Source organism: Coleofasciculus sp. G2-EDA-02, from assembly GCF_040226375.1.
Lineage (GTDB): Bacteria > Cyanobacteriota > Cyanobacteriia > Cyanobacteriales > Coleofasciculaceae > Coleofasciculus.
Genome location: NZ_JAVKEW010000150.1, coordinates 1 through 9,706, shown reverse-complemented (window position 1 = coordinate 9,706; position 9,706 = coordinate 1). Strand labels below are relative to the sequence as shown.

The following is a 9,706-nucleotide window of genomic DNA, read 5'->3' as shown; positions in this document are numbered from 1 at the left end:
TGACGCTTCGCTGAAGGTTGCCTCCAAATGAGGTCTTACACCCTCTCCACGTCCGTTTATAGTCTCGGAATGCCCTCCCGCGACTTGTATTTACATTACCACAATAGTAGAACGTTATCCGAATTATTTGACTGGCGAATATATTCGCTACCTAGACGGTTCGCTCGGTTTCATCTCCCAGCTAAAGAGCGTGGGAGCCTTCACCCATCGCTTGAACGGTAAATAGCCGGTAAAAAAGGATTAGATAGTATTAAGTTTTGCTCCCCTTGTTTCCAGACGTTCCACCGAAACGTCAAGACAAGCTCCCCCTGCTCTCGACGATTATGCTTGACCAAGTTACTGATGCCTTTAAACAAAAAGACTACCGCACAGCGGCTCGGTTACTCAAACAGTTAGCCAAGGAAGAACCCAATAACCCTTGGGTGCGACTCTATATTGGACGCTTACATGAAGCCACAGGTAAGCTAGACGCCGCAGAAACCGCCTACCGCAACTTACTCAAAAATACCACGCATCCCAAAGTTATGACTCAAGCGCGTCAGGGACTTGGGCGTTTAGAAGCCAGGGAACAAGAAAAACGCCGCCAAGCTTTAGCTCAAGCCACGGCTGATCCCCAAAATACCCAATTTGGCATCTTAATCCTCGAACCCATTGAACCCCAAGCCAAACCCACCGCCGCCCAAACTTTGGCGAAGATTATGCAAATTGATCCCTACACAGCACGCCTACAACTCCCTACACGCGGCTGGCGGTTGTATCGAGTTGGACCTATTGGCGAATTAAAATTTTATGCGTCATCCCTCCAGCAGGGGTCAGTTCCCTGTTTTTGGGCAATTCTGGCGCAGATTCAATCCCTTAACGTGTTCAGCGTCCATTATTTTTCCCAAGTCAGTTCGGAGGAAGCTACAGTTGTCTGCGAAAATGATCAAGGTCAACTGGGTTCTCTCCCCTTCCAATGGTCCCAAGTGAGTCAACTGGTGGAGGGACGCTTGCCTATTTTTGAACAAGTCGTGGATCTCGACGCTCGTGGTAAATTACAGCGTAAGACTCAAACCCAAGACTACGTCCAGTTTTGCGACTTGCATTTACCGACAAGAAAAACTATCCTGCGTTTGTGCGATCGCGATTATCAGTTTCAACAGGGAATTGAGCTATCCCTCCAGCAAAAGAGCCACCCAACCCAGGGAAAATCCACATCTTCCCTAAGTCATACAACCAATAGAATCAACTGGAATAACCTACGGGATTTTCTCAACCGCCAGCTTCCTCAAACCCCAGTTTGGTCAGATTTCACCAACTTTGCCGAAACTGCTCTCGATTACCGAGAAATGCTGACTCGTTTACCTGCTCACATTGACCTGTTTCGCCGTCAAGAAAGCCTCTGGGATTCTGCCTTTGAGCTATACAGTGGACTGGTTTTTCTGAAAAATGACTAAAGGTTTCCGGTTTATGCAGCAAGCCTAGTGATAAAAGAGCGATCGCACTTCCTCACAGAAAACATGCGATCGCACTTACCTCAGTCTACGCCCCATCAAAGACAGCGTAACGCACCAGTGAGGGCTAAGATAGTGAGGGCTAAGATAGTGAATTGTGGCTTTGCCGAACAAATTCTACTGACTGACACAGCTAAAATTGTGGGATAGATGTGACCATTGAATCGGGCGCACGCCATGCGCCCCTACGGTTTCTGGATATAATTGTAATTCATCAAATAAGGTGTGCCACGCCATTACTAACTGACTAAGGTTTGCAATGCCTGCCAAAGATGCCTTGGATAAATTAGATTGGTATCGTCAACTAATTCAGGATTTGCTGAGGGCAAGGGCGAAGTTGCGTTCTGCCAATGATCCGATCAAAAGTCAAACCGTTTTCGATCGAGAAGGCGATCACTATCAGCTTGTCAATTTAGGCTGGAAAAATAACAACACTCGAATCTACGGCTGTGCCATCCATGTTGATATTATTGATGGCAAAATTTGGGTGCAACATGATGGAACGGAAGACGCGATCGCTGATCAGTTAGTTAAAAAAGGAGTGCCGAAGCAAGAGATTGTCTTGGCTTATCATGCACCTAATGTACGAAAATATACAGATTTTGCCCCAGGGTAACCTGAAGTTCCCCCCATAAGCTCTCATAATCTTCGTATAAACCTTTCTTTTTAAGGATTTCCAATTTTTGCAGCAAGCCCTAGCTAGAATCAGACAGAGAGCTTGGTTTGAATTTTCGACATATTGGGGTAGGCACTTGATCATCAATAAACGCTTGGTGCAAATCAATTTTAGTATAAGTCGTGCTTCTGCCATTTATATGGACTGAGACAGTTCCTCCACAACAACTGTTTTTTAACCATCCTTTAGCCGGAAGACGACTTAAATGGATAGGTTCAGAACTAGGCAGATTTTCAGCACATTGTTTGGATAGTTGAGTACACAAAATATGAGCCTCTGGAACCGATACACTTATCCCTTCTATGATTTCTTCACGAGGATTATTGAAACGATTGCGATCAATTGAAAAGATTATCAACTTAGGTTTGGTCAAATTACATAACTCTTGAGCAAATGCTTTGCCATCTGCGCCACCCGGTTTTCCGCCATGATGAGGGAAGACAAGTATATCCGTGCTGATATCAGGTTCGTCCTGTAGCAGATTTTCCAATCCTATTTTGTCAATATCTGCCGCTAATATGGCGACTCGGTGAGAATTATGGACTATGCCAATCACAACGGATATGGAGTTGGAAGTCAATCGTCTCCCTTGTAAATCTCTTCCCCCAGCACCGCCGAGTATTAACTCAGGTGTGGGAGCCAGAACTTGTATATCTACTTGACCAATGTTTAACTGTCCTGTCTTAGTTGTGGTTAATTCCGTTGAAACTACCGTTCCAAAACGTTTTCTGGCATCTTTTAAAGCAATTCGTAGATCCTGCCAAATTTCACTCTTTTTAATGGCATCAGGATTTAAGTGAATATTGTGTATCCTGATATTCTTATCTAATAGCAGATTAACAATACCTGCAATATGGTCTGCATCTGCATGAGAAATCAAAATATCATAAATGTCTTGAATCGCTCTATACTCAATAATTTCTCTTAATGTATTGCCATAGGGACAGTCAATAACAACCACACCCTCTGTATCTCGGAGAACAGCACAATTACCGTGACCAACATCTACAATAATAAGTTCAGGTAAGTCCATCATCGTCATCTGGCTCAGGTGCTAACTCAAATTTATCGAAATATAAATCATCAGCGTTATCAGCTCCAATATTAACGTGAGCAAATAGACGGACACCTTTTATTAAGGCATCAGATCGAATAGTCTCAGGAATCAGGGAAGCTGGAAAACGGACGGCTTTATGGGGATTCCAACCAATAACAAAGGCATCAACCACAGGTTCATTAGATGCTTGGTCAACTTTTGCAATTCTTACTATTGTTCTAGAAGGTTTTCTGGTAATTGGCAGATGACCACCAAGTTCTTGTTGACAAGCTTCAATTCCTTTGGTGATACTTGACGCATTTGCTTTGTCTCGACTTAACAATACAGGAATTTTTTGTCTCCATTTTCTAATGGAAAAAGAAGTGTCAATTTCCACAAACTGAGATATCAGTAATGATGGAAACTTCCGATCATACAACGTAGCGACTAATTCGGCACCCGAAAAGTTAGCCAGTCCAGAATTAGTCAAGCGATTATCACAAATAGCACCTTGAGTATTTTCTAAAATAACTGATGCTAAATCATTGACGTTTGTAAAATGTCCCTTGACGACTAAAAAGGGTTCATACCCAGCGTCCTCTACTTCCCAGCCAGTTGCTTCTGCTAATTCTGCTTCATCATCAACTATCGCTATTTTCTGATTAGATTGAATAACTGCCATAACAGCTAACCTCCAACAAGTGGTAGTTCTATAATAAATTCTGCTCCACCTAATTCTCCCTGAGCAATTGCCTGCACCTTGCCTCCCAAGTCAGTAACCGAATCTTTGACTATAGTTAGTCCCAATCCTGTACCCTCTGGTTTAGTTGTTTGACCCGGTAACCAAATTTCATTTAACTTTATATCTTTAATCCCAAGACCATTATCTAAAATTTTGATCTGTACGTAACTTTCGATGATTTCAGTAGAGATTAGGAGCTGGCGTCCTTCTGTACGAGAGCCTTCTACAATAAGAGCATTAATTGCATTAGTTAAAAGATTAGTAATAATTGCTTCTAAAAGAGCGGTGCTTCCAAGAATAAAAGCCTTAGTATCGCTATTGTTTTTTATAATTTCTATTTTGCTTTTTTCTAAAAATGGCTCAAACAATTCAATTATATCGTCAATTGTACCAGAGACATCTACACGACCTGTACGACGTTTTTCACGTTTCAATAAGCGCAACGGAAAATTAGAAAAACTCAGCAACGACTTGCTAACGTTATAAAGCATTGCTACAGGTGGTGATAAAGATTCTTTATATCTTACATTCCCTAGTAATTCTTGACCTTTTCTTTCTATTCTTCTAGCTATGTTATTGATTAACGTGACTGGTTTACCAGACTCATGAGCAAAAACGGCTGCTGTTGTTCCGGCTGTCGCCAGACTTCGATAGAGTTGAAGATCTTCCCGTAAGGCTTTTGTTTCACGCTCTTTTACCTCTTCGTACTGTTGAATCACCTTTCGGACTTTGGTGCGATATGGCTTTGGCACTGCTTCTTCGATAACATTCTCAATATTTATTTTCGCATCGATAACATCACGATCCGATTCTTGCTTGACTGTTTGTCGTTTATTTTCAGTTTGTTTAAGCCTCTCTTTAGCCATCCAGTTCAATACATCAATGGCAAACCTCTTTAGCTCCAGAAAAGTTTCATTTTCTATAAAACCTAGCCTATCAGTCTTTTGAGTCAGCCGATCATTAGGATCATTGACTATTATCCGACCAATAACGGTGCTGGTTGAGGGACGTACCTCTGGGTTTCTGGCTCGTGCATAGTTTAAATTCAGCCAATCATCTCCTTGATCACCATAGGGTTTCACCCGCAAACCCCTGTGGTATAAATGAACATTACCCACTTCTGATAACCATTTTCTAACCTGTCCGAAAGAAGCTTTTTTTGTAGAGAAACTTTGAGGGTTTAGCAAAAATATCCATAATTCAAATTCTGCTGGTGCTGTTTTGTAAGGTTCTTGAGAAATATCACTATGTTTTGCTTGAAATAGCAATTCACCCTTCCAGTCTAATACAGAAGCTTCTACAATTCCATCTCTATTAACTGACGACTTCAAATGATATTCAGCATCATCAAAATAAGATTCATTAACTTGTTTTTCAAGATCAATAAATTCTTGAGCAATCAGCCGAGGGCGGAAAGCAATATCACTATCAAATGGATCTGCTAAAAATAAAAGTTCTCTGGCTAATCTTTTAACCTCTCGCCGACCCAACTTTATGTTTAAATTTTCAATTAAAATTTGCGTCCCTTGGGGCAAGTTAGCCATATCTTTTTGGACATTGAAGGAAATGTCTTCCACAACAGAGGCTTGCTCAAAATCTTGCCAATTAATAGTCAGAGAATACTCAACTTCAGGTTCATTTTTAGGTCGGGTTTTTAATTGTACTTTCGACCCTTGTCTCAACGCAGCTAACCGACCTAATCCCTTATCACCAACAGGTAGACGTCCTAAAGACGTAGGTTCGCGGGCGGCTTTTTTTGACCGACCTAGCACAAACCATCCCTCACTAATAGCCGCGAGATCCATACCAATGCCGTTATCTGAAATCAGGATCGAACCACCTGTTGTGTCAGTATTGATAAGCTCTACTGTACATTGGGTCGCATCAGCATCATAAGAATTCTTTACCAATTCGATAATTCCTTGGTCTGGATTAGGAATCAGTTCTTCACCTAATCTATTCAGGATATTGGGTGAAAACTTAAAATGCATGATTTTATCGCTGTGACTTGACAGCCAATCGCTCTGTTTAAGATTATACCTGAGTTCCGTTGATAAGGTTGAGCCACGAACAAGTGATTCTATCTCTTACGATAAAGAGCGATCGCACCTCCCACCGGAAATGCGATCGCTCTTACCCAAGTCTACGCCCCATCAGGGACGCAGACTCTAGACACTCAAGACTTAGCCTTGTTGTGCTTCAACTTCAGCCACCATCAACAGTGTCTTCATCACCGAGTCAGGGTTCAAACTCATCGAGTCAATACCCAACTCAACCAAGAACTTGGCAAACTCAGGATAGTCACTGGGCGCTTGACCGCAGATACCAATCTTACGACCATTCTTCTTCGCCTTCTCAATCACCATCCGCACCATTTCCTTAACCCCTTCATTGCGCTCATCAAAGATGTGAGCCACCAAACTGGAGTCGCGGTCAAGACCTAAGGTTAACTGAGTCAGGTCATTGGAACCAATGGAGAACCCATCAAACACTTCACTGAACTGATCAGCCAAGATCACGTTGCTGGGAATCTCGCACATCACATAGACTTGGAGTCCATTTTCGCCACGCTTCAAGCCGTATTTCTCCATTTCTGCCAACACCTTGCGCCCTTCATCGGGGGTACGGCAGAAAGGAACCATGGGGATCACATTGGTTAAGCCCATGTCATCCCGGACACGCTTGATGGCTTGACACTCTAAGCCGTAGGCTTCGGCATAGTTTTCATCGTAGTAACGAGACGCACCACGCCAGCCAATCATCGGGTTTTCTTCCTTCGGCTCAAACTGCTGACCGCCGAGGAGGTTGGCATATTCGTTACTCTTGAAGTCGGACATCCGTAACACCACCGGGTTGGGATAGAATGCCGCAGCAATCATTGCCACACCCCGCGCCAACTTGTCTACGAAGAAGTCCGCCTTGCGTTCGTAGAGGTAGGTCATCTTGTAGATTTCCCGCTTGACTGTGGCATCTTCGAGCTTATCGAAGTTCAGCAGTGCCAAGGGGTGCGCCTTAATATGATTGGCGATGATGAACTCTAAGCGGGCTAATCCCACACCATCGCAGGGGATCGCCGCCAAACCAAAGGCTTCTTCTGGGTTCCCCACGTTCATCAAAATCTTGGTGCGGGTTGTGGGTAGGTTTTCCAGTTGGGTTTCTTGGATTTCAAAGGGTACAAGACCTTCATAAACCCGTCCTTCTTCCCCTTCGGAGCAGGAAACGGTGACCTCTTGTCCACTCTTGAGGATACCTGTGGCATCACCACAACCAACAATCGCTGGGATTCCCATCTCACGGGCGATAATTGCCGCGTGGCAGGTACGTCCACCTTGGTTGGTGACAATGGCTGATGCCCGCTTCATGATCGGTTCCCAGTCGGGGTCAGTCTTGTTGGTGACTAAGACTTCTCCGGGTTCAAACTCATCAATCCGGTGGACATCCAGAATCACTTTAGCTTTGCCCTGACCAATCATTTCACCAACGGCGCGACCGGTAACCACGACATCGGAGGTTCCTTTAAGCTGATAACTCTTGAGGACGCTCTTGGACTTCTGGGATTGGACGGTTTCTGGGCGAGCTTGAACGATGTACAACTCACCGGTTTCACCGTCTTTTGCCCACTCAATGTCCATGGGGGTATAGACACCCCGGACTTCGGAGTAGTGGTCTTCAATAATACAACCCCAGCGAGCCAGTTGGAGAATTTCTTCGTCGTTGATGGCGTATTTGACTTGCTCAGGCTCTGACACGGGTACGTTCTTGGTCAGTTTTGAACCACCGATGTCATAGATCATCTTGATTTCTTTGCTACCCAAGCGTTTTTCGAGAATTGGGCGATACCCTTGCTTGAGCGTCGGTTTGAATACAAAGTATTCGTCGGGGTTGACAGCACCTTGAACAACGTTTTCACCTAAACCATAGGCGGCGGTGACTAGGGCGGCATTCTTGAAGCCCGTTTCTGTGTCGATGGAGAACATGACACCAGACGAGGCTAAGTCAGATCGCACCATTTTCTGCACACCAACTGAAAGGGCGACATCAAAGTGATCAAACCCTTTGAGGGTGCGATAGGAGATGGCTCGGTCAGTAAAGATGGAGGCAAAGCAGCGATGACAGGCGTCTAAGACGTCCAGGACACCGTAGACGTTCAGGTAGGTTTCTTGCTGACCCGCAAAGCTAGCATCGGGCAAGTCTTCAGCCGTAGCGGATGAACGGACAGCTACGTCAACGGCTTGGGTTTTCTCCTTGCATTCTTCTTGGTATTCCGGCTCAAACCGCTCGCAAAACTCAGCGCTGACTCCATACCGTTCACACAGCTTCAGGTAAGCTTGTGCGATCGCGGTTCGCAGATCTTCCGGGAACGGTGTGTTGAGAATCAAAGACCGCGCTTGCTTACCCCTGACTCGCAGGTTACTCATATCCTCGACATCGAGGTCAGAAAACAGTTCGCGTAGCCTTTCTTCTAAACCTGCTTCCTTAATGAAGTAACGGTATGCATAAGCCGTCGTCGCGAATCCGGTGGGAACCCTGACGCCCTTAGCCGTCAGTTGTCGGATCATTTCGCCGAGGGAGGCGTTTTTACCACCCACCAAGGGAATGTCTGAAATTCCTACCTCTTCAAACCACAGAATAAGAGCTTGCTCTTTGGACGATTGAGATGTTGTTGTTTCAGTAGCTGCAACCATTCAGTATTTCCTCCTACTTTTGGTTTCAGGTTCAGTTTACCGAGAGTCAGCCTAGAAAATTACTTTAGGTAATCTTTTCTTTAGGATCGGCTGTTTTTATAGAACCATACTTCACAATCAAATTCGTAGTGATTTACACATTTAGTAGTAATTTACACATTTATCTTGTGAGAAGTCTGGTTACAGTCATGTTCATCGCTAATCCAGCCCTCAACTCAACTTGAGAGTTTAAGCCGTCATGCTAGACTATCATTTCTTATCCCTATAGTCTGAATAGATTTAATTGATGTTTATCTTCATCAATTTTTTAGATTTTGACTTAGGGAATAGATATATCAAACCCAGCCTTGTCGCGCTTGGGCGAGTTTGTAGCGTTGAAAAGTTACAGCGTTCTCCTTGAAGAATTGTTTAGCTAAAGGAGACTAGAAAAGTCGGAAACAGTCCTTTTTTTCAGAACACTTCTACCATAGCAGACTATCGAAAAATAGACAAGCCGTAACAGCTAATCTAAAAAAATAAAGCCACTATCTATATGGATATTAGCAACAATAATATTGTTTATTTGGGTTGGTAACGCGAATGATAGCTCTGGTTGTTATACATCATTAGTTTAGATGTCTTGCATTTTTCAATGATCCCCAGCTAGATGCGTCAAACCTTGTCTATTTATAGATCCATTTTGTGTTTATTTAGACAAACTCATTATAATTAAGATAGGGAATTTATACGTTTAATAGAGCGGATTCTCTTCATCCAACCTATCCAAAGTCTTTTGAATAGTTAAAACAATGGTGTTAAGGGGACTTCATGGGGGTTGACGCTTTCCTTCCCCCGGTAAGAGTACGAGAATGACCTGTCCCTCTAGAGCGCGATCGACACGAATCTTTTTTTGAACATCCATAATTCCCCTTCCCCTATCCATCGGACTCATCCTCATAAAAATCCTTCGTTGTGGGAAACCCTGTGTCTTTAGACCAGGGAGGAACACGCGGTAGCGGTTTAAGAAGCATACCCCTTTCGGGGTGGAGGGGTATGGTTGCCCCTCCGGTTTTCACCCATTTCTGGGGTAAAGTT

Annotated in this window: 6 protein-coding genes; 2 read left to right on the top strand and 4 right to left on the bottom strand. The window is 43.9% G+C overall.

Annotated features, from left to right (window positions below):
- Nucleotides 1-323 precede the first annotated feature (323 nt).
- Nucleotides 324-1,436 (top strand): tetratricopeptide repeat protein, encoded by a 1,113-nt coding sequence (locus RLO19_RS17840; RefSeq protein ID WP_446358532.1) that lies wholly within the window; start codon nt 324-326, stop codon nt 1,434-1,436.
- 334 nt (nt 1,437-1,770) lie between these two features.
- Entirely contained in the window at nt 1,771-2,109 is a 339-nt protein-coding gene (locus RLO19_RS17835) for an element excision factor XisI family protein (protein ID WP_446358530.1), read from the top strand.
- Nucleotides 2,110-2,188: 79 nt separating this feature from the next.
- Here the strand turns inward: RLO19_RS17835 and RLO19_RS17830 are convergent, their stop codons facing one another.
- The 4 genes from RLO19_RS17830 to ppsA form a co-directional block, all read right to left on the bottom strand.
- Complete coding sequence (locus RLO19_RS17830) at nt 2,189-3,205, bottom strand: ComEC/Rec2 family competence protein (protein WP_446358529.1); 1,017 nt, start codon at nt 3,203-3,205, stop codon at nt 2,189-2,191.
- A complete protein-coding gene (locus RLO19_RS17825) occupies nt 3,189-3,887 on the bottom strand; it encodes a hypothetical protein (protein ID WP_446358527.1) in 699 nt (232 codons plus the stop codon). The genes RLO19_RS17830 and RLO19_RS17825 overlap by 17 nt, the downstream gene beginning before the upstream one ends.
- A 5-nt stretch (nt 3,888-3,892) precedes the next feature.
- The gene (locus RLO19_RS17820) at nt 3,893-5,938 is read right to left on the bottom strand and encodes a sensor histidine kinase (RefSeq protein ID WP_446358525.1); all 2,046 of its coding nucleotides are present in this window, start codon (nt 5,936-5,938) and stop codon (nt 3,893-3,895) included.
- Nucleotides 5,939-6,130: 192 nt separating this feature from the next.
- Nucleotides 6,131-8,632: a phosphoenolpyruvate synthase gene (ppsA, locus tag RLO19_RS17815; RefSeq protein WP_446358523.1), complete on the bottom strand. Its 2,502-nt coding sequence runs from the start codon at nt 8,630-8,632 to the stop codon at nt 6,131-6,133.
- Nucleotides 8,633-9,706 lie beyond the last annotated feature (1,074 nt).

What these genes read in the sequence shown, in the direction of transcription:
- RLO19_RS17840 (WP_446358532.1), top strand. Translation starts at nt 324, where the DNA reads ATGCTTGACCAAGTTACTGATGCCTTTAAACAAAAAGACTACCGCACA.
- RLO19_RS17830 (WP_446358529.1), bottom strand. Translation starts at nt 3,205, where the DNA reads ATGATGGACTTACCTGAACTTATTATTGTAGATGTTGGTCACGGTAAT.
- RLO19_RS17825 (WP_446358527.1), bottom strand. Translation starts at nt 3,887, where the DNA reads ATGGCAGTTATTCAATCTAATCAGAAAATAGCGATAGTTGATGATGAA.
- RLO19_RS17820 (WP_446358525.1), bottom strand. Translation starts at nt 5,938, where the DNA reads ATGCATTTTAAGTTTTCACCCAATATCCTGAATAGATTAGGTGAAGAA.
- ppsA (WP_446358523.1), bottom strand. Translation starts at nt 8,632, where the DNA reads ATGGTTGCAGCTACTGAAACAACAACATCTCAATCGTCCAAAGAGCAA.